This window comes from Streptomyces sp. NPDC091412 (genome assembly GCF_044756885.1).
Lineage (GTDB): Bacteria > Actinomycetota > Actinomycetes > Streptomycetales > Streptomycetaceae > Streptomyces.
The window spans coordinates 35,827-53,210 of sequence record NZ_JBIVTV010000025.1; the positions used below are offsets into that span (position 1 = coordinate 35,827).

A 17,384-nucleotide genomic window follows, 5' to 3' on the forward strand; every position below is an offset into this window, starting at 1 on the left:
AGGTGACGACGACGGCGTCCGGCCCGGTCCGCGTCCGGGGCCACCCCGGGGGCACAGGGCACGTGGCAGCGCGCGGCACCGCGAGTCGCCCGGGACGGGGGGTGCCGAGACACCAGGACCGTACGGGCGGAACCGTGCTCCCCCACTTGGCCTCGCGCGCTTGCCCCGTTCGGGGTGGCTGGCGAAGATCCTTGGGTGACGCTCATACGACCGGCCGCCGGGACGGGGGACGCGCGAGGGACGGGGCGGCGCGGTGCGACGGCCCGGGCCGTCGCCGTCCTCGTTCTGGTGGCGCTCGCCGCACTCATACCCCTGCTGGGTCCGTCCGCCGCCCTGCACGGCACCGGAGAGGCGGCGGCCCCCGGCACCGGCGGCATAGCGGTGCTGCGGACGTTGCTGTTCGCGGCGGTCTGCGTCCCCGTCGGCGAGCTGTTCGTGAACCGGCCGGCCGCCCGCCTGCCCAGGGCCCCGGTCGAACGTCCGCGCAGTTGGGCCCTCCACGCGGCCGCCGCGGGTTTCCTCGCCGCCCTGGGACTCGCTTCCGTGGTGGCCACCGGCAACCTGGTACCGGAGAGCCCGGCCCAGATCGACGTCGGCGGCCTCTACCGGACCCGGGACGGGGCGCTGGCCCTGCTGGAGGTCAACGCCTTCCTCCTCACCGGTCTGTGCGCGCTCTCCCGGCGCCCGGCGACGCAGCTGTGGCCGCTCGCCGCGGTGGTCGTGGCCGAGGCGCTGCGCGCGCACCCCGGGACCGAGAGCACCCCGCTCGTCGGCTCCGCGCTGACCGTCGTGCACCTGGTCTGCGGCGCCCTGTGGGCGGGCGGGCTGCTGCACGTGCTGCGCACGCTGCGGCTGTGGCGCGGGGCGGCGGCGGGTGCCGCGCTGCTGGGCCGCTACGCGCGCGTGGCGGCCGCCGCGCTCGCCGGGGTGACCGCGACGGGTGTGTGCAGCACGTTGCGCCGGATGCCGGCGGACACGGTGCTGCACCAGCTGACGGCGACGGCCTACGGCCGCACCCTGCTCGCCAAGATGATCCTCGTGGCCGGCGTCGCCCTGCTCGCCCTGTGGGCCCGGATCCGGCTGCGGCGGGCACCCGACCCGCTGACCGCCTGCGTCCCCGCGCGGGCCGAGGTCGCCGTCCTCGGCGCGGTCGTCGCGGTGTCGGGGCTGCTGACGGCGCTGCCGCTGCCGATCCGCTGGTGAGCGGAGCCGGCGGGCCCGGTGCGCGAAGGGGGCGTCAGACCCCCACCGCGCCCAGCAGGCTCCCCGCCGCATAGGTCACCGCCATGGCCAGCGCCCCGCCGGCCGCGTTCCGCAGCACCGCCCGGCCCGGCCTGGCCGCGCCCAGCCGGGCGCTGCTCCAGCCGGTGAGGACGAGGGCCGCCAGGACGGACAGCACGGTGACGCCCAACCGCCAGGCCGCCGGCGGGAGCACGATCGCCAGCAGGGGGAGCAGCGCGCCCACCGTGAACGCCAGGAAGCTCGCCCCGGCCGCGTGCCACGGGTTGGTCAGCTCGTCCGGGTTGATCCCGAGCTCCACGCTGGCGTGCGCGCGCAGCGCGTCCCGCTCGGTGAGCTGTTCCGCCGCCTCCCTGGCCACGTCACGCGAGAGTCCGCGCGCCTGGAGCAGGTCGGTCAGCTCCCGCAGCTCCGCCTCGGGCTGCTCGCGCAGCTCCCGTTTCTCCATCGCCAGCGCGGCCATCTCCGAGTCCCGCTGCGTCGACACCGACACGTACTCCCCCGCCGCCATCGACATCGACCCGGCGAGCAGACCGGCCAGTCCCGCGGTCAGCAGTGCCGAACGGGAGTCCGTCGCACCGGCCACGCCGACGACGAGTCCCGCGGTGGACACGATGCCGTCGTTGGCGCCGAGGACGGCCGCCCGCAGCCAGTTGAGCCGCGAGCCGAGCGCGCCGCCGTGCGGCTCGTCATGCGTTGGTTCCGTCACAGGACGGAGGATCGCACGGTTCGTCCCTCGTGTCCCCGCGCGGTTCCTGATGTCCCGTGAGGCACACCGCCGTTCCCGCGGGAGTCGGTTCGCCGGCTCCGCGGGGCAACCGGTGGGCGAGGCTGTCGGTCGTGGCCCGTATCCTCAGTGACCATGCTCGAAGACCGCACGTTCGCAGGCTTGTCCCCCACACCGTGGCCGGCCGCGTATCCGAAGGGATACGCGGTCGTTGACGTGGAGACCACCGGCCTGGCCCGGGACGACCGCATCATCTCCGCGGCGGTCTACCGGCTGGACGCGCGCGGCGAGGTCGAGGACCACTGGTACACGCTGGTCAACCCCGAGCGGGACCCGGGGCCGGTGTGGATCCACGGACTGACGAGCGACGCCCTGGAGGGCGCGCCGCTGTTCGCGGACATCGCCGAGGAGTTCGCCGTGCGGCTGGCGGACCGGGTGCTCGTCGCGCACAACGCGGTGTTCGACTGGCAGATGATCGCGCGGGAGTACGCGCGCGCGCAGCGTGAGGCGCCGGTGCGGCAGCGGCTGTGCACCATCGCGCTCGCCAAGGAGCTGGACCTGCCCCTGCCCAACCACAAGCTGGAGTCGCTGGCGGCGCACTTCGGCGTCGTGCAGCAGCGGGCGCACCACGCGCTGGACGACGCGCGCGTGCTGGCCGAGGCGTTCCGGCCGAGCCTGCGGGCCGCGGCGTCGGGCGGCATGCGGCTGCCGCTGCTGGAGTGCCGGCCGCTGACGGAGTGGTCGGACCGGCCGGTGCCCCGGCAGCAGTCGGGCGGCAACGGCGGCTATCGCGGGGGCAGTTGGCGCCCCTCGCGCAAGCGGCCCGTGTGCCCGTACCCCAACCCGGGTCGCTACGAGGACGGCAAGCGCCTCAAGCAGGGCATGCGGGTGGCCTTCTCCGGCGACACCTCCACCGACCGCGAACTGCTGGAGGACCGGGCCACCGAGGCCGGGCTGCACGTGGCCACCAGCCTGTCCCGGCTGACCAGCCTGCTGGTGACCAACGACGCGGACTCGGGCACGTCGAAGGTGGTCAAGGCGCGGCAGTACGGCACTCCGGTGGTGGACGAGGCGGCGTTCGGGCAGTTGCTCAGGGACGTGGAACCGGCGGAGAGCCGCTGACGGGCGTACGGGTGATTACCGGGCGACTCGCCCACGGTCCGCTCGCCCGCGCCGCGGCGACGGCTCACCCTGTGGCGCATGGCGAGATGTGAAGTATGCGGCAATGACTACGGAATGACCTTCGAGGTGCACGCCCAGGGCTCGGTGCACGTCTTCGACTGCTTCGCCTGCGCGATCCACCGCATGGCACCGATCTGCGAGCACTGTCGTGTCCAGATCATCGGCCAGGGCGTCGAGGTCGAGGGCCACTGGTACTGCGGCGCGCACTGCGCCCGCGCCGAGGGGAGGGTCGGAATCGTCGACCGCGTTTGAGGACACCCCTGCCGAAAACACCCCACGGCCGCAGAGGTACCGTCGTGGGGTGTACCGCTTCCTGTTGACTCGCCAGTGGGTGATCCTCACCATCGTCGCGATCGCGCTGATCCCGACGATGATCCGGCTGGGTTTCTGGCAGTTGCACCGCCATGAGCACAAGGTCGCGCTGAACCAGGTGATCGCCGAGTCGCTGGCCGCGCAGCCGGTGCCGGCCGAGTCGCTGACCTCACCCGGCGCGACCGTGAAGCACGCCGACCTGTACCGCAGGGTCACCGCCAAGGGGCACTTCGACACCGCGGACGAGGAGGTCGTGCGCCGCCGCACCAACGACGACGGCGATGTCGGCTACCACGTGCTGACCCCCTTCGTCCTCGAGGACGGCAGGATCCTCCTGGTCAACCGGGGCTGGGTCCCCGCGGACGCCTCGCAGACGGCGTTCCCGGCGATCCCGGCGCCCCCGCGCGGAGAGATCACCGTCACCGGCCGGCTGATGCCCGACGAGACGACCGCGGCGAGCGGCATCAAGGACGTCAAGGGCCTGCCCGACCGCCAGGTGATGCTGATCAGCAGCACGCAGCAGGCCGAGCGGCTCGGGAAGCAGGTCCTCGGCGGCTACGTCCAGCTGACCTCGCCCGCGCCCCAGGGCGGCAGCCCCCAGCTGCTGCCCGATCCGGAGCACGGCGACATCGGCCCGCACCTGGCGTACGCCATCCAGTGGTGGCTGTTCACGGCGGGCGTCCCGGTCGGCTGGGTGGTCCTGCTGCGCCGCGAGGCGCGTGAGCGCGCGCAGGCGGCGGCGAAGGAAGCGACGCCGGAGGCGGAACCCGCGGCGGTGTAGCGCGGGACGTCCCCACCGGCCTCGCCCCGCGCCGCGGCGACCGGGCAGGATAGGGGCCATGGATCTTGGACTGAAGGACCGGGTGTACGTCGTCACCGGCGCCACGCGCGGACTGGGCAACGCCACCGCGCGCGAGCTCGTCGCCGACGGCGCGAAGGTGGTCATCACCGGACGGGACGGCGAGCGGGTCGCGGAGGCGGCGGCCGAGCTGGGGCCGAACGCGGTCGGGGTGGCCATGGACAACGCGGACGCCGAGGCGCCGGCGCGGCTGATCGCGACGGCGCGGGAGCACTTCGGCGGCTTCCACGGCGTGCTCGTGAGCGTCGGCGGGCCGCCGGCCGGCTTCGTCGCCGACAACACCGACGAGCAGTGGCAGGCCGCGTTCGAGTCGGTGTTCCTCGGCGCGGTGCGGCTCGCCCGCGCGGCGGCGGCCGAGCTGGAGCCGGGCGGGGTCGTCGGGTTCGTGCTGTCCGGGTCCGTGTACGAGCCGATTCCGGGGCTGACCATCTCCAACGGGCTGCGGCCCGGCCTGGCCGGGTTCGCCAAGTCCCTCGCCGACGAGCTGGGACCCCGGGGCATCCGGGTCGTGGGTGTGCTGCCGGGCCGCATCGACACGGACCGCGTGCGCGAGCTGGACGCGCTGTCCGCGGATCCGGGGGCGACACGGGCGGCCGCCGAGTCGCGGGTGCCGCTGCGCAGGTACGGGAGGCCGGAGGAGTTCGGCCGGACGGCGGCCTTCCTGCTGTCGCCCGCGGCGTCCTACGTCACCGGTGTGATGCTGCCGGTGGACGGCGGGGCCCGGCACGGGTTCTGAGCGCGGCGCGGCCGGGACGCCGGGGCCGCGGACGGGTCAGCTCACCCGTTCCGCACGGTGCCCGACCGCCCTCAGCCGCACCTCCGCCGGAAGCGCCGCGAGGCGGGCGGAGTCCCGGGCGTGGGCGAGGGCCTGGCCGGTGAGGTGGTCCAGGGCCGCTCCCGGATCCACGTGGGGTTCCAGGAGGAGCTGCACATGGGTCCTGGGGGCGCCGCGGCGGCCGGTCAGACGGACCTGGGCTCGGGCGACACCGTCCGGCTGCTCGGCGTCCGCGGCCAGGACGCCCTCCAGGGCCCGACCCCGCAGCAGGGCCGCCTCGCCGTCCCCGGTGTCGACGACCACTTCCCCGAGCCGCCGCCGGCGCACCACCGCGACCAGCCACCACAGAGCCAGCAGCACCAGGACCGCCAGGGCGGCGAGAACGGCGGGCCACCACCAGCCGGCCTCCCGCCACCGTGTCCGCTCGGCGGTGCTCAGCAGGACGTCGTGCCGGCCGCGGTGGATCCACCAGGAGGGCGGCCGTACGCCCAGCGCGACGGCGAGCACCGAACCGCCCACCACCAGCAGCACCAGCCCGGCGAGCCCGGTCAGCACCCGGTTGACGATCCTCAGCACGTCCTCACCCCTTGCCCCTTCCGCCCGGGCCGCGCGACGCGCACCGTCAGGGCGGGCGGCCGGGTCAGGCCCAGCCCCCGGACCGCCTCGGCGAGCACGCTGTCCAGGTCGGCGCGCACCTCCTCCAGCGCCCGGAAGTGCGAGACGACGCGCACGTCGGCCCTGCGGCGGCGCAGCCGTACGCGCACCGACCGCACACCGGCGATCTCCATGGCCCGGTCGCGCAGCACCAGCGCCGCGGCCTCCCGGTGCAGCCCGGCCCGTACGTCGGGGTGGGTGCGCCGCATGGGCAGCAGGCGGCGCAGCCCCGGAGTGGCGGCCAGCACGATCAGCCACAGGCCGAGGACCGCGGCGACACTCGCGCCGACGAGCACCCAGGTGTCGTCCAGCGGCCGCTCGGCCAGTTGCCGGGTCAGCTCCCGGCGCCAGCGCAGGCCGGGCCGGCCGGCGCGGACGGCGGCGATGTCGTACAGGAAGGCGCCCGCCACGATCAGGAGCAGCAGCGCGACGATGCCCGCGGGCACCCGGCGCACCGACCAGAAACGGCCGCCGCGGCCGTCCGCGCCCTCCTGGACGGGCGGAGAGCCGTCGGTGTCCGGGGCGGCGGGCCGCCCGAGGGTGTCGTCCTTCTCGAGGACCGGCAGGCGCTGCGTGGTGCCGTCGGAGCCCTGAGGCTCGCTCATCGCGTCCTCCCCTGTGCCGCGCCGTAGGCGGGTGCCAGATGCAGCCGCTCCACGCGGACCGCGACCTCCGGCACCTGCATTCCCACCAACGCGCCTACCCGCTCGACCACTTGGCGACGCACCTCATGGCAGGACGCGCCGATGTCGCTCGGGTAGGCGAGGTCGAGGACGATCCAGACGCGTGCGACGTCGTGGCGCACCACCACCGTGGCGTGCGGTGGCGCGGCGTCCGGCGGCAGGTCGCCGAGCGCCTCGCGGGCCGCCCGTGCGGCGATCTTGGCGACGACGCGGTCGGCGATCGTCGTCGCGCCGCGCTCGCCGGGCGGCATGTCGGCCGGGGTGGCGCCCGGCTCGCCGTTCCCACCGCTCACCGCGGGTCACCTCCGGCGGTGGTCACGGGGGCGGAAAAAGTCGCCGAGTTCCAGGTCCCCCTCCAGGAACCGGCCGACGACGAAGCCGACGGCGCCCAGGGCCGCCACCAGCAGGAAGGCACCGAAGCCGCCGAAGTACCCGGCGAAGCCCAGCGCCATACCGGCGATCATGCCGGCCACGGCCATGCTCATTGCGCGCTCCTCAACTCCTCGGCCGTCGCCGGGCCGTCTTCCGGTCGCCCCTCGTCATCGGTCCTTCGCCGGCGTGGTGGCCGGTGCGTCACTGGATGCGGGGCTCGATCTCCTCCTCCTCTTCCTCCGGCAGCTGTACGTCGCTGACGGCGATGTTGACCTCGACGACCTCGAGACCGGTCATCCGCTCCACCGACGCGATCACGTTCTCCCGGACCGCCCGCGCCACCTCGGTGATCGACACGCCGTAGTCGACGACGATCTCCAGGTCGAGTGCGGTCTGCACCTCGCCGACCTCGGCCTTCACACCCCGGGTCACGGACTTCGCACCGCCCGGGACGCGGTCCCGGACGGCCCCGAAGGTCCGGGAGAACCCGCTGCCCATGGCGCTCACCCCGACCACGTCGCGAGCGGCCATCCCGGCGATCTTCTCCACGACCCCGTCGGCGATGGTGGTCCGTCCCCGGGTGGCGGGATCTCCCAGGCCGCGCCGGGTGGCCTGTGCCCTGCGGGTCGCGGTGGTCTCCGGTACTTCCCGCTCGCCCTCGGGGGTCCTCGTCCGGTCCTGTTCCGTGGTCATCGCCGTACGTCCTCTCGGTCGCCGTCCCGAACCACGGTAGGCGTACCGGCACGATCGCGCGCCCGATGCGGAGCGCCGTCAGTCGCCGGCGCCGGCCAGGTCCCGCAGGCGCCGGGCCTGCGCCTCGCGCTCGGCGGCGCGCTGCTCCTCGTACGACCGTTCCCGGGCACCGCGCAGCAGCGCCTTGGTCTCGACCACGGCGTCACGGGGCGCGGCCAGGAGCGCCGCGGACAGGTCCCGTACCGTCTCGTCGAGCTGGTCCGCGGGCACGGCGAGGTTCGCCAGCCCGCTGTTCACCGCCTCGGCGGCGCCCACGTACCGGCCGGTGAGGCAGATCTCCAGCGCGCGGGCGTAGCCGACCAGTCCCACCAGCGGATGCGTGCCGGTGAGGTCAGGCACCAGCCCGAGGCTGGTCTCGCGCATGGCGAACTGCACGTCGTCCGCGACGACGCGCAGATCACAGGCCAGCGCCAGCTGGAAGCCCGCCCCGATGGCGTGCCCCTGGACCGCCGCGACGGACACGATGTCGTTGCGGCGCCACCAGGTGAACGCCTCCTGGTATTCGGCGATGGTCGCGTCCAGCTCGGCGTCGGAGCCACGCGCGAGGTCGATGAACGACGGCTCGCCGTCGAAGCCCTCGGGCGTGAACGCCTGCCGGTCCAGCCCCGCGGAGAAGGACTTGCCCTCGCCGCGCAGCAGCACGACGCGGACGGAACCCGGCAGCAGCCGACCGGCCTCGGTGAGCGCCCGCCACAGAGCCGGGCTCTGCGCGTTGCGCTTGGCCGGGTTGGTCAGCGTCACCGTGGCGATCGCGTCGTCGACGGTGAGCCGTACGCCGTCCTTGTCGAGTACCGGATCGAGGTCGTGCTCGGGCGAAGCCATGTGCGCCTCCGACGGGTGCGGTCATCGTGGATGCCCTGCGGGCATCATAAGTGACTGCACAGTAACCACCCGGCCGATCGGAGAACCGACCGGGTGGTCACCGCCGAAAGCCGATGGGCCGCCCGCGGTTTCAGGCCGAGGCGGCCTTCTTGCCCCGCGTCGCCCCGCCACGCCCACGGAGCGTGACGCCGGACTCGCTGAGCATCCGATGGACGAAGCCATACGAGCGGCCGGTTTCCTCGGCCAACGCCCGAATGCTCGCACCGGCGTCGTACTTCTTCTTCAGGTCTGCCGCGAGCTTGTCGCGCGCGGCGCCGGTCACCCGGCTGCCCTTCTTCAGAGTCTCGGCCACCCGTGCCTCCTCATGGGAAGTGCGCTCTGGTCCCCTCATGATCACCCCTCCGGGGCCCGATGGCCACCCATTCGGCAAGGTCCGTGAGACCCGCCCGTGACGACAGGAGCACATCCCCACAAGCGGAATCCATGATTCCGCGCCTCGGCGTCCGTACCGCTGATCGGGTTCTTCCGCGAAGTACCTGGTCAGCGACGCACTGCGGCCGAGCCCTTGGCACATAAGGGCTCGGCCGCGAAATCGATGAAGGACACACCTCGATACGAGGAGATCTCACGCAGATGATGGATCACCGATGGGCCGAATGATCCATACTCCGTTGATCAGCTGTTCGGTCAAGCGAGGGCGACGAGATCCGCGTAGTCCGCGCCCCACAGGTCCTCGACACCGTCGGGCAGCAGGATGATCCGCTCCGGTTGCAGCGCCTCGACCGCGCCCTCGTCGTGCGTGACGAGGACGACGGCGCCCTTGTAGGTGCGCAGCGCGCCGAGGATCTCCTCACGGCTGGCCGGGTCGAGGTTGTTGGTGGGCTCGTCGAGCAGCAGGACGTTGGCGGAGGAGACGACCAGGGTCGCCAGCGCCAGGCGGGTCTTCTCGCCGCCCGAGAGGACCCCGGCCGGCTTGTCGACGTCCTCGCCGGAGAACAGGAACGAGCCCAGCACCTTGCGGACCTCGACCAGGTCCATGTCGGGAGCGGCCGAGCGCATGTTCTCCAGCACCGTGCGGTCCGGGTCCAGGGTCTCGTGCTCCTGGGCGTAGTAGCCGAGCTTGAGGCCGTGGCCCTCGACGACCCGGCCGGTGTCGGGTGTCTCCACCCCGCCCAGCAGGCGCAGCAGTGTCGTCTTGCCCGCGCCGTTCAGGCCGAGGATGACGACTCGGGAGCCCTTGTCGATGGCCAGGTCGACGTCGGTGAAGATCTCCAGGGAGCCGTACGACTTCGACAGGCCCTCGGCGGTCAGCGGCGTCTTGCCGCAGGGCGCCGGCTCCGGGAAGCGGAGCTTGGCGACCTTGTCGGACTGGCGGACCGCTTCCAGGCCGCTGAGCAGCTTGTCCGCGCGGCGGGCCATGTTCTGCGCGGCGACCGTCTTGGTGGCCTTGGCGCGCATCTTGTCGGCCTGCGCGTTGAGCGCGGCGGCCTTCTTCTCGGCGTTGGCCCGCTCGCGCTTGCGGCGCTTCTCGTCGGCCTCGCGCTGCTGCTGGTAGAGCTTCCAGCCCATGTTGTAGACGTCGATCTGGGCGCGGTTGGCGTCCAGGTAGAACACCTTGTTGACGACCGTCTCGACCAGGTCGACGTCGTGGGAGATGACGATGAAGCCGCCGCGGTAGGTCTTCAGGTAGTCGCGCAGCCAGATGATCGAGTCGGCGTCGAGGTGGTTGGTGGGCTCGTCGAGGAGCAGGGTGTCGGCGTCGGAGAACAGGATCCGGGCCAGCTCGATGCGGCGGCGCTGACCGCCGGAGAGGGTGTGCAGGGGCTGGCCGAGCACCCGGTCGGGCAGGTTGAGCGCGGCGGCGATGGTGGCGGCCTCGGCCTCGGCGGCGTACCCGCCCTTGGTGAGGAACTCGGTCTCCTGGCGCTCGTACTGCTTGAGCGCCTTCTCACGGGTGGAGCCCTTGCCGATGGCGATGCGCTGCTCGTTCTCGCGCATCCTGCGGATCAGCACGTCCAGGCCGCGCGCGGAGAGGACGCGGTCGCGGGCGAGTACGTCGAGGTCGCCGGTGCGCGGGTCCTGCGGGAGGTAGCCGACCTCACCGGACCGGGTGACGGTGCCGCCGGCGGGGATGCCCTCGCCGGCCAGGACCTTGGTGAGGGTGGTCTTGCCGGCGCCGTTGCGGCCGACCAGTCCGATGCGGTCGCCCTTGGCGACGCGGAAGGTGGCGGACTCGATGAGGACGCGGGCACCGGCGCGCAGCTCGATGCCGGAAGCGGAGATCACGGACAGACTCCAGGGCTGGGGACCCCTGCTCGAAGAGCTGGGGGGAAGGGTGGCGGGTGGGCGGCTGAGGACGTACCCGCCGTCTAATGCACGAGGAGAATGGCCATGGGGGACAGTCTAACGGGGGCGGGCAAGCGCTTTTCCGGGTGTTTGCGCCGGGGCGCTGTCAGTGGCCGGTGCCAGACTGGGCGGCGCACCGGACACCTCGGTGCGAACCGACTCACAGGGAAGTGATCGGCATGGCGGACACGGCCGGCGAACGCCCGAGCATCTACCCGACGCTGCTGTACGCGGACGCCAAGGCGGCCGTCAAGCAGCTGACGGAGGCCTTCGGCTTCACGGAACTGGCGGTGTACGAGGGCGAGGACGGCCTCGTGCACCACGCCGAGCTGGTGCAGGGCAACGGCGCGGTGATGCTGGGCTCGAAGGGCCGCGGCGGCCGCTTCGACGAGGCGATGCGCGGCGCGGGGCCCACGGGGGTGTACGTCGTGGTGGACGACGTGGACGCCCACCACCGGCGTGCGGCGGACCACGGCGCGGAGATCCTGATGCCCCCGACCGACCAGGACTACGGCTCCCGGGACTACATGGCCCGGGACGCCGAGGGCAACATCTGGAGCTTCGGCACCTACGCCCCCCGCGTCGAGGGCTGACCGGCCCCGCGGTCCCGGGGGTCAGCTGCCTCCGGTGTGCACCTGGAAGGCCGCCCGGCGGACGGCCTTGGCCAGCGCCGGGTCGGGGTGCGCGGCGGCGAGCGCGACCAGCACCTGCACGGTGCGGGGGTGGCCCACGGTGCGCACCTCGTCGAGCAGCATCGGGACGGTGGGCTGCACCGCGGCCTCCAGATGCCGTACGAGCATCGAGGCCTCGCCGTGGTCGGTGACGGCGGCGGCGGTGTCGACCCACAGCCATGTGGCCTCGTCGCGGGTGAGCACCTCGTGGGCGTCCTCCGCGTCGACGCCGTCGTGCTCGGCGAGCCACAGCAGGGCGTACGGCCTGAGCGCCGGCTCGTCGAGCACGGCGTGCACGTCGGGCTCGGCGGGCGCGCCGACGACCCGCAGCGCCTCGAAGGCGAGTCCGCGCAGCAGGGCGTCCTCCCCGCGGGCGGCGCCGAGCAGCTCGGTGACGGCGCTGCCGACGGGGCGGGCGGCGAGCCAGGCGCGGTACTCGGCGCGGGCCGCGTTGGGCCGCAGTTGCGCGCAGCCGCGGAGCATGTCCTCGGCCGACTGCTCGATGTTCCCGGCGGGGCTCTGCGCGGCCACGCAGATCTGCTCCAGCTTCACCCACACCGCCCAGTTCCCGAGCGGGGTGAGTGTGGCCTGCCCGTCCCCGTCGGTCAGCGCCCCCACCGCGGCGAGAGCCCGGAGGGCCCAGCCGAGGAGCGGCGCGAGCGAGGTGCGTTCACCGAGGGCATCGGCCAGTGGGCCTTCCGGCGCCGTGATCGCCGCACTGTCGGGGTCGGAGACCGTGGCCCGGGTGGCAGGGGCCGGCCGGAGGGCGGTCTCCCGGCCGAGGGCGGCGGCGGTCGTGGTGCCAGCGGTCGGGTGGCCGTCCTCGGCCGGGGCTGCCGGACCGGCGGCGGGGTCGTAGGGGACCTCGCAGCGGTCGGTGCGCAGTTCCGTGACGCGCTGGCGGAGGAGGTCGAGGAGCTGCTCGACGGGGACGGGTCCGGCGGAGAGCTGGAGGAAGGACAGGACCTGCGGCATGGCCGAGACGACCTCGGCGACGGCGGCCGCCTCGTGGCCCTCGGGTTCCGGGCAGGCGAGCGACCAGGCGTCGAAGAGGGCCACCCAGCCGCGCAGGACGGCGCTGTCGTCGCGGTTCCAGGCGCGCAGCCGCCAGCCGGGCCGGGCGTTGTCGCCGTGCACCTCGATGAGGCCGGCGAGCCGGGCGGTGTCCCAGTCGGCACGGACCTGAGCGGCGGTCAGGCCCAGATCGTCGGCCGCCCGTTCGGCGGTCGCGTCGGAGAGGGTGGCCTTGTCGTCGGTGGTCGGCCCCCCGCGGCCGGGCCCGAGGGCGGCGTCCGCCCAGCGGGCGAGGCGGGCCGCCCCGGCCAGACGGGAGCGCGCCATTCTGGCCAGCTCCGCGGGTGCCGGAGTGCCCTCCGGGGGGCGCGGGGCGGGGCGGCGCGTGTGCCGCTGGTTCACGGCTGTGGGGGCGGCGGCCAGGGGTCGTGGGCGGACGATGCGAAGCCTGGAGTCGCGCGGGATACGGGACGTCACGGGTGCAGTCTTCCGGTTGACGGTCCGAAAACCCAAACGGAATGTCACGGCAGGCGATGGAGAAGACCAAGGGAGGGTAAAGAGGGCTCCGGCAGGGCACCATTTCGGCCGGTTCCGAAAGGGGTCCGAAGCCCCGCCCGCACGCCGGCCCCGAGGCAGGTGGCACGGGACGAAACGGAACCGGGCCCCGCCTCACATCAACGGCGTCAGGAAGCGCCGCAGGGCTTCCTCGTACCCTTCGGGGTCGGCGTTCCACATCGCCCCGTGCGGAGCGTTCGGCACCGTGTGCAGCGCGACCAGGTTGGGACGGCGTTCGGCGAGGCGGCGGGAGAGCTGCCAGGGGGCCACCTGGTCGCCCGGGCCGTGGAAGATCAGCGTCGGTACCGTGAGTCCCTCCGGGTCCGTCGCGTCGGCCGGGCGGTCGCCGTACAGACCGGTGCGCCCCTGCGCGGCGCGCACCGCGAGCGGCAGCAGCGGGCCCGGGGTATGCCGCGCCCGGGCCAGAGCCCGCAGCGTCACCTCCCAGTTGAGGACCGGGGAGTCCAGCACCAGTCCGGAGATCCGCTCGCGCACCGCCGAGCGGGTGGCGGCGCGCAGCGCCATCGTGGCGCCGGTGGACCAGCCGTGCAGAACGATCCGCTCGGCGCCGTACCGCACGGCGTAGCGGATCGCCGCGTCCAGGTCCCGCCACTCGGTCTCGCCGAGGTGGTTCAGGCCGTCCGGCGGACGGGGCGCGCCGAGGTCGCCGCGGTAGGCGAGGGCCAGCACCGGGAAGTGCCGGCGGTGCAGGAACCCCATGATGTTCATGGGGAGTTCGCGGGTGGCGCCCAGGCCGTGCACCGCGATCACCCAGGCCTCGCGCACTCCGGGCACGAACCACGCGGGCAGGGGGCCCAGTTCGCCCGGTATGTCGACGTCGGCGTGCTCGATGCCGAGGGCGGAGCGCGGGTCGCCGACGTGCAGGTTCGGGGTGAGCCACACCTTGTCGCCGCGGTTCAGGGCGCCGTGGGTGACGCGCTCCAGCCGGCGTACGACGGTGTCGGGCCGGTGCGGGGCGGTGGGCAGGACGGGGCCGACCACCGCGTGGGAGCCGTCGCCGGCCAGGCCGTAGGTGCCCGGGCGCAGGGAGGCCAGGTCCCGGGTGAGGCTGATCTGGCCGGCGGCCGTGCCGTGCACGCTGAGCCGGGGTTCGGTGGGCAGGGGCCGGCCCGGAAGCGCCTTGAGCGCGGCGTCACTGGCGAGCCGGCCAGCGGCGACGCTCGCCGCGCCGGCCGCCAGGGCTGCGGTGACGGCCACGGCCGTCGCTTTGACTGTGGGCACGGCTCCAGTGTCCTGGCGCACCCGGTCACCGGCCAGTGGGACGAAGGGTCGGGATGACATGTCCGCGCGAGTTCCATGGAGAGCGGCGTTCATTCCGGCGGCGCCCGCACACGGGTCCGGCGCCGCCCGCAGACGGGGCTACCGTCCCGCGCCGTTCCCGACTCCCTGACCCGGCTCCCGTCCCTGTCCCTCCCCCGGCTCCCGCCCCGGCCCCGGCCCCGGCCCCGACCGCTGCCCCGGCCCCGGCTCCCGCCCCTGTCCCGGCCCCGACCGCTACCCCTGCCCCGGCTCCCGCCCCGGCCCCGACCGCTACCCCTGCCCCTGCCCCTGCCCCTGCCCCTGCCCCTGCCCCTGCCCCTGCCCCTGCCCCTGCCCAGGCTGTCCGTACGCCCGCAGCCGCTCCCCCGCCCGGGCCAGTTGCTCCGGCGTCAGCAGAGCCGGTGTCAGGCCGGGGACGCTGGACGCCGCCAGCCACACACGGCACATCCACTCCAGCTGGGCCGTACGGTCGTAGGCCTGGTCGAGGGTGGTGCCGTAAGTGACGGTGCCGTGGTTGCGCAGCAGGCAGCCGGTGCGGCCGTCGAGGGCACGCAGCATGTTCCCGGCCAGCTCCTCGGTGCCGTACGTGGCGTACGGGGCCACGCGGACGGGCCCGCCGAGCGCGCCGGCCATGTAGTGGATCAGCGGGAGCTCGGTGACGAGGGTCGAGACGGCCGTCGCGTGCACGGCGTGGGTGTGGACGACGGCGCCCGCTTCGGTGCTGCGGTAGACCGCGAGATGCATGGGCAGTTCGCTGGTCGGCACCAGTGTGCCGAGCACCTGCCGGCCGTCCAGGCCGACGCCGGTGACGTCGTCGTCCGTGAGCCGGTCGTAGGGGACGCCCGAGGGGGTGACCAGCACGGTGTCGCCCACGCGTACGGACACGTTGCCGGAGGTGCCGACGACCAGTCCGTCGGACACTGTGCGGCGGGCCGTCGCGACCAGCGCCCGCCAGGCGCGGGCCGTCTCTCCGAGTTCGGTCATGCGCCGATCCTGCCAGGACACCTCCGCGAGCGATCGCTCTCTCCCCATCGGACCACGGGAACGGACACCGCGATGACCGACTCAGTTCATCTTCCGTTCACCCGGGTTACCTACGTTCAACGCGCCAATGACGCTCGAACGATTGCCTGGGTAAATGGAAAGCTTCTCGCTGATCCTCGCGATGGTGGTGATCACCGCACTCGCGTTCGATTTCACGAACGGTTTCCACGACACCGCAAACGCGATGGCCACAACCATCTCCACCGGTGCACTCAAGCCCAAGGTCGCGGTGGCCATGTCCGCCGTGCTGAACCTGGTGGGCGCCTTCCTGTCCGTGGAGGTCGCCAACACGATCTCCAAGGGTCTCGTCGACGAGAACGGCATCCGTCCCGAAGTCATCTTCGCCGCCCTGGTGGGCGCGATCCTCTGGAACCTGCTGACCTGGCTGGTCGGACTCCCCTCCAGTTCCTCGCACGCCCTCATGGGCGGTCTGATCGGCGCCACCATCGCCTCGGCCGGCTTCAGCGCCGTGCACGGCGGTGTCCTGCTCACCAAGGTCCTCATCCCGGCGGTCGCCGCCCCGGTCGTCGCGGGTCTCGCCGCGCTGGTCTCGACCCGTCTGTCGTACGGCATCGGCAGCAGGTCGAACTCGCACGGCAAGGCGGCCGAGAAGGGCCACCGCGCCGGGCAGATCGCCTCCGCGGGCCTGGTCTCGCTGGCCCACGGCACCAACGACGCGCAGAAGACGATGGGCGTCATCACCCTCGCCCTGATCGCCGGCGGCGCCCTCGCCCCCGGTTCCAACCCTCCCACCTGGGTCATCCTCTCGGCGGGCCTGGCCATCGCGCTCGGCACCTACATCGGCGGCTGGCGCATCATCCGCACCATGGGCAAGGGCCTGACCGACCTTCAGCCGCAGCAGGGCTTCGCCGCCCAGACCAGCGCGGCCACCGCCATCCTGGCCTCCTCCCACCTCGGCTTCTCCCTCTCCACCACGCACGTCGTCTCCGGTTCGGTGATGGGCGCGGGCCTGGGCCGCAAGGGCGGCGTGGTCCGCTGGTCCACCGCGACCCGCATGGCCGTCGCCTGGGCCCTCACGCTGCCCGCCGCGGCCCTGGTCGCGGCCGGCGCGGAGGCGGTGACGCGCCTCGGCCACTGGGGCACCTGGCTCGTCGCCGCGTTCCTGGTGGCCTCCAGCGCCGTGATCTGGAAGATCTCCCGCCGCGAGGTCGTCGACCACACCAACGTCAACGAGACCGAGGAGCCGGCCGGCGTGGTCACCCAGGCCATCGCCGCCGTCACCCCGCCCCCGGCCTCCCCGGTGACCGAGCAGCTCACGGCCACGATCCCCGCCCAGGCCTCCGCGCCCGTCGGTGATCCCGCGTCCGTGGCGACCCCGCCGGCCGCCGCCGTCTGAGCCCGCGCCACAGGCAGAAGGAAGAGAAACACCATGAAGATCGACTGGGTGGCCCTCGGCTCCGTCTTCGGCGTCAGCCTCGGCGTCGCGGTGGGCCTCGTGGCCCTGTTCACCCTCGGCATCGCCGGTCTCTCCCGCCGCGAGCGGGCCGTCGCCGAGGGCCACGGCGGCGGAAGCCTCGCGGTCACCGGCGCCTACGCCTGCTTCGCCGCGTGCGCCGCCGCCGTGGCCTACGGGATCTACCTGATCGTGGCCTAGGGCCTCTCGTTTGGATCATGCCGGGCTCGCGGGCCCTGGTGCCGCGCCTCGCCGCGTTGTCGTCGGTTGGCAGGGCTCCGCCCTGCCGCCCTCCTCCGCCTTGCGATGCATGGCACCAGACCCCGCTCCCTGATCCGGCCTGATCCAAACGAAAGACCCTAGCCCTGGCCCAGCCCGGCGCGGGACCCGGACAACCGGGTCCCGCCCCTCACGTCACCCGCCCTTCGCGGACCGTCCCCACGACGGCCCGGGAAGGGCGGGTCTTCTGGTTCCCGGCGCCCGCGGTGTGGGCCTCATCTCAGTACCCCTGCGCAGGTCAACGGCAGGTTGACGGGTGTTCGCGGTGCGTGGTGGACTGCCGGAGCCAAGTACGGCGGCAGGAGAGGAAGTCCGGTGCGAATCCGGCGCGGTCCCGCCACTGTGACCGGGGAAGAACTTCCCCGGGAGCCAGGAACTCTCGCCGCCGGTCTCGTCGAACCA

The 17,384-nt window shown here is 73.6% G+C and carries 20 protein-coding genes and 1 riboswitch; of the genes, 8 read left to right on the top strand and 12 right to left on the bottom strand.

The annotated features are described in order from the left end of the window. The first annotated feature begins 195 nt into the window (after positions 1–195). The gene (locus tag ACIQMV_RS35075) at positions 196–1,203 is read left to right on the top strand and encodes a CopD family protein (RefSeq protein WP_402597190.1); all 1,008 of its coding nucleotides are present in this window, start codon (positions 196–198) and stop codon (positions 1,201–1,203) included. A gap of 34 nt (positions 1,204–1,237) precedes the next feature. Here ACIQMV_RS35075 and ACIQMV_RS35080 read toward each other — a convergent pair whose 3' ends face one another. Then, positions 1,238–1,948: a VIT family protein gene (locus ACIQMV_RS35080; protein WP_401773838.1), complete on the bottom strand. Its 711-nt coding sequence runs from the start codon at positions 1,946–1,948 to the stop codon at positions 1,238–1,240. 153 nt (positions 1,949–2,101) lie between these two features. Between ACIQMV_RS35080 and ACIQMV_RS35085 the strand changes: the two genes are divergently transcribed. The 4 genes from ACIQMV_RS35085 to ACIQMV_RS35100 all read left to right on the top strand — a co-directional run bounded on the left by ACIQMV_RS35085 (position 2,102) and on the right by ACIQMV_RS35100 (position 5,055). Further along, on the top strand, positions 2,102–3,088 hold the full coding sequence (locus ACIQMV_RS35085; protein WP_402597191.1) for a DEDDh family exonuclease: 987 nt from the start codon (positions 2,102–2,104) through the stop codon (positions 3,086–3,088). A 78-nt stretch (positions 3,089–3,166) separates the two neighbouring features. After that, positions 3,167–3,400 carry a hypothetical protein gene (locus ACIQMV_RS35090; protein WP_141362214.1) on the top strand — a complete coding sequence of 78 codons (234 nt, stop codon included), beginning with the start codon at positions 3,167–3,169 and terminating at the stop codon, positions 3,398–3,400. Between the two features lie 49 nt (positions 3,401–3,449). Further along, positions 3,450–4,241: an SURF1 family protein gene (locus tag ACIQMV_RS35095; RefSeq protein WP_402597192.1), complete on the top strand. Its 792-nt coding sequence runs from the start codon at positions 3,450–3,452 to the stop codon at positions 4,239–4,241. Positions 4,242–4,299: 58 nt separating this feature from the next. Beyond that, positions 4,300–5,055: an SDR family oxidoreductase gene (locus tag ACIQMV_RS35100; protein WP_401773847.1), complete on the top strand. Its 756-nt coding sequence runs from the start codon at positions 4,300–4,302 to the stop codon at positions 5,053–5,055. A 36-nt stretch (positions 5,056–5,091) separates the two neighbouring features. Here ACIQMV_RS35100 and amaP read toward each other — a convergent pair whose 3' ends face one another. The 8 genes from amaP to ACIQMV_RS35140 all read right to left on the bottom strand — a co-directional run bounded on the left by amaP (position 5,092) and on the right by ACIQMV_RS35140 (position 10,664). Next, positions 5,092–5,670: an alkaline shock response membrane anchor protein AmaP gene (amaP, locus tag ACIQMV_RS35105; RefSeq protein WP_141362208.1), complete on the bottom strand. Its 579-nt coding sequence runs from the start codon at positions 5,668–5,670 to the stop codon at positions 5,092–5,094. Then, positions 5,664–6,353 carry a DUF6286 domain-containing protein gene (locus tag ACIQMV_RS35110; RefSeq protein ID WP_402597193.1) on the bottom strand — a complete coding sequence of 230 codons (690 nt, stop codon included), beginning with the start codon at positions 6,351–6,353 and terminating at the stop codon, positions 5,664–5,666. The genes amaP and ACIQMV_RS35110 overlap by 7 nt, the downstream gene beginning before the upstream one ends. Then, positions 6,350–6,682, bottom strand: coding sequence for a hypothetical protein (locus ACIQMV_RS35115; protein WP_402597220.1), 333 nt, complete (start codon positions 6,680–6,682; stop codon positions 6,350–6,352). Before ACIQMV_RS35115 ends, ACIQMV_RS35110 begins: the two co-directional genes overlap by 4 nt. A 48-nt stretch (positions 6,683–6,730) precedes the next feature. Then, positions 6,731–6,916 (bottom strand): hypothetical protein, encoded by a 186-nt coding sequence (locus ACIQMV_RS35120; protein WP_141362204.1) that lies wholly within the window; start codon positions 6,914–6,916, stop codon positions 6,731–6,733. A gap of 88 nt (positions 6,917–7,004) precedes the next feature. Next, on the bottom strand, positions 7,005–7,496 hold the full coding sequence (locus tag ACIQMV_RS35125) for an Asp23/Gls24 family envelope stress response protein (protein ID WP_141362202.1): 492 nt from the start codon (positions 7,494–7,496) through the stop codon (positions 7,005–7,007). Between the two features lie 78 nt (positions 7,497–7,574). Further along, complete coding sequence (locus tag ACIQMV_RS35130) at positions 7,575–8,378, bottom strand: enoyl-CoA hydratase/isomerase family protein (RefSeq protein WP_402597194.1); 804 nt, start codon at positions 8,376–8,378, stop codon at positions 7,575–7,577. 130 nt (positions 8,379–8,508) lie between these two features. Further along, the gene (locus ACIQMV_RS35135) at positions 8,509–8,730 is read right to left on the bottom strand and encodes a helix-turn-helix domain-containing protein (protein WP_018567695.1); all 222 of its coding nucleotides are present in this window, start codon (positions 8,728–8,730) and stop codon (positions 8,509–8,511) included. A 335-nt stretch (positions 8,731–9,065) separates the two neighbouring features. After that, entirely contained in the window at positions 9,066–10,664 is a 1,599-nt protein-coding gene (locus tag ACIQMV_RS35140; protein ID WP_402597195.1) for an ABC-F family ATP-binding cassette domain-containing protein, read from the bottom strand. 239 nt (positions 10,665–10,903) lie between these two features. Here ACIQMV_RS35140 and ACIQMV_RS35145 point away from each other — a divergent pair, with 239 nt between their 5' ends. Next, complete coding sequence (locus tag ACIQMV_RS35145; RefSeq protein ID WP_402597196.1) at positions 10,904–11,317, top strand: VOC family protein; 414 nt, start codon at positions 10,904–10,906, stop codon at positions 11,315–11,317. 21 nt (positions 11,318–11,338) lie between these two features. On the opposite strand, the gene ACIQMV_RS35150 is transcribed toward ACIQMV_RS35145, so the two are convergent. From ACIQMV_RS35150 to ACIQMV_RS35160, 3 genes are all read right to left on the bottom strand, one after another. Continuing rightward, on the bottom strand, positions 11,339–12,736 hold the full coding sequence (locus ACIQMV_RS35150; protein WP_402597197.1) for a hypothetical protein: 1,398 nt from the start codon (positions 12,734–12,736) through the stop codon (positions 11,339–11,341). A 342-nt stretch (positions 12,737–13,078) separates the two neighbouring features. Beyond that, positions 13,079–14,206 (bottom strand): alpha/beta hydrolase, encoded by a 1,128-nt coding sequence (locus ACIQMV_RS35155; protein ID WP_141362194.1) that lies wholly within the window; start codon positions 14,204–14,206, stop codon positions 13,079–13,081. Positions 14,207–14,515: 309 nt separating this feature from the next. After that, complete coding sequence (locus tag ACIQMV_RS35160) at positions 14,516–15,229, bottom strand: class II aldolase/adducin family protein (RefSeq protein WP_402597198.1); 714 nt, start codon at positions 15,227–15,229, stop codon at positions 14,516–14,518. 154 nt (positions 15,230–15,383) lie between these two features. On the opposite strand from ACIQMV_RS35160, the gene ACIQMV_RS35165 reads away from it, so the two are divergent. After that, complete coding sequence (locus ACIQMV_RS35165; protein ID WP_402597199.1) at positions 15,384–16,646, top strand: anion permease; 1,263 nt, start codon at positions 15,384–15,386, stop codon at positions 16,644–16,646. A 33-nt stretch (positions 16,647–16,679) separates the two neighbouring features. Then, on the top strand, positions 16,680–16,904 hold the full coding sequence (locus ACIQMV_RS35170) for a hypothetical protein (protein WP_402597200.1): 225 nt from the start codon (positions 16,680–16,682) through the stop codon (positions 16,902–16,904). A 342-nt stretch (positions 16,905–17,246) separates the two neighbouring features. Next, positions 17,247–17,384: riboswitch (cobalamin riboswitch) on the top strand.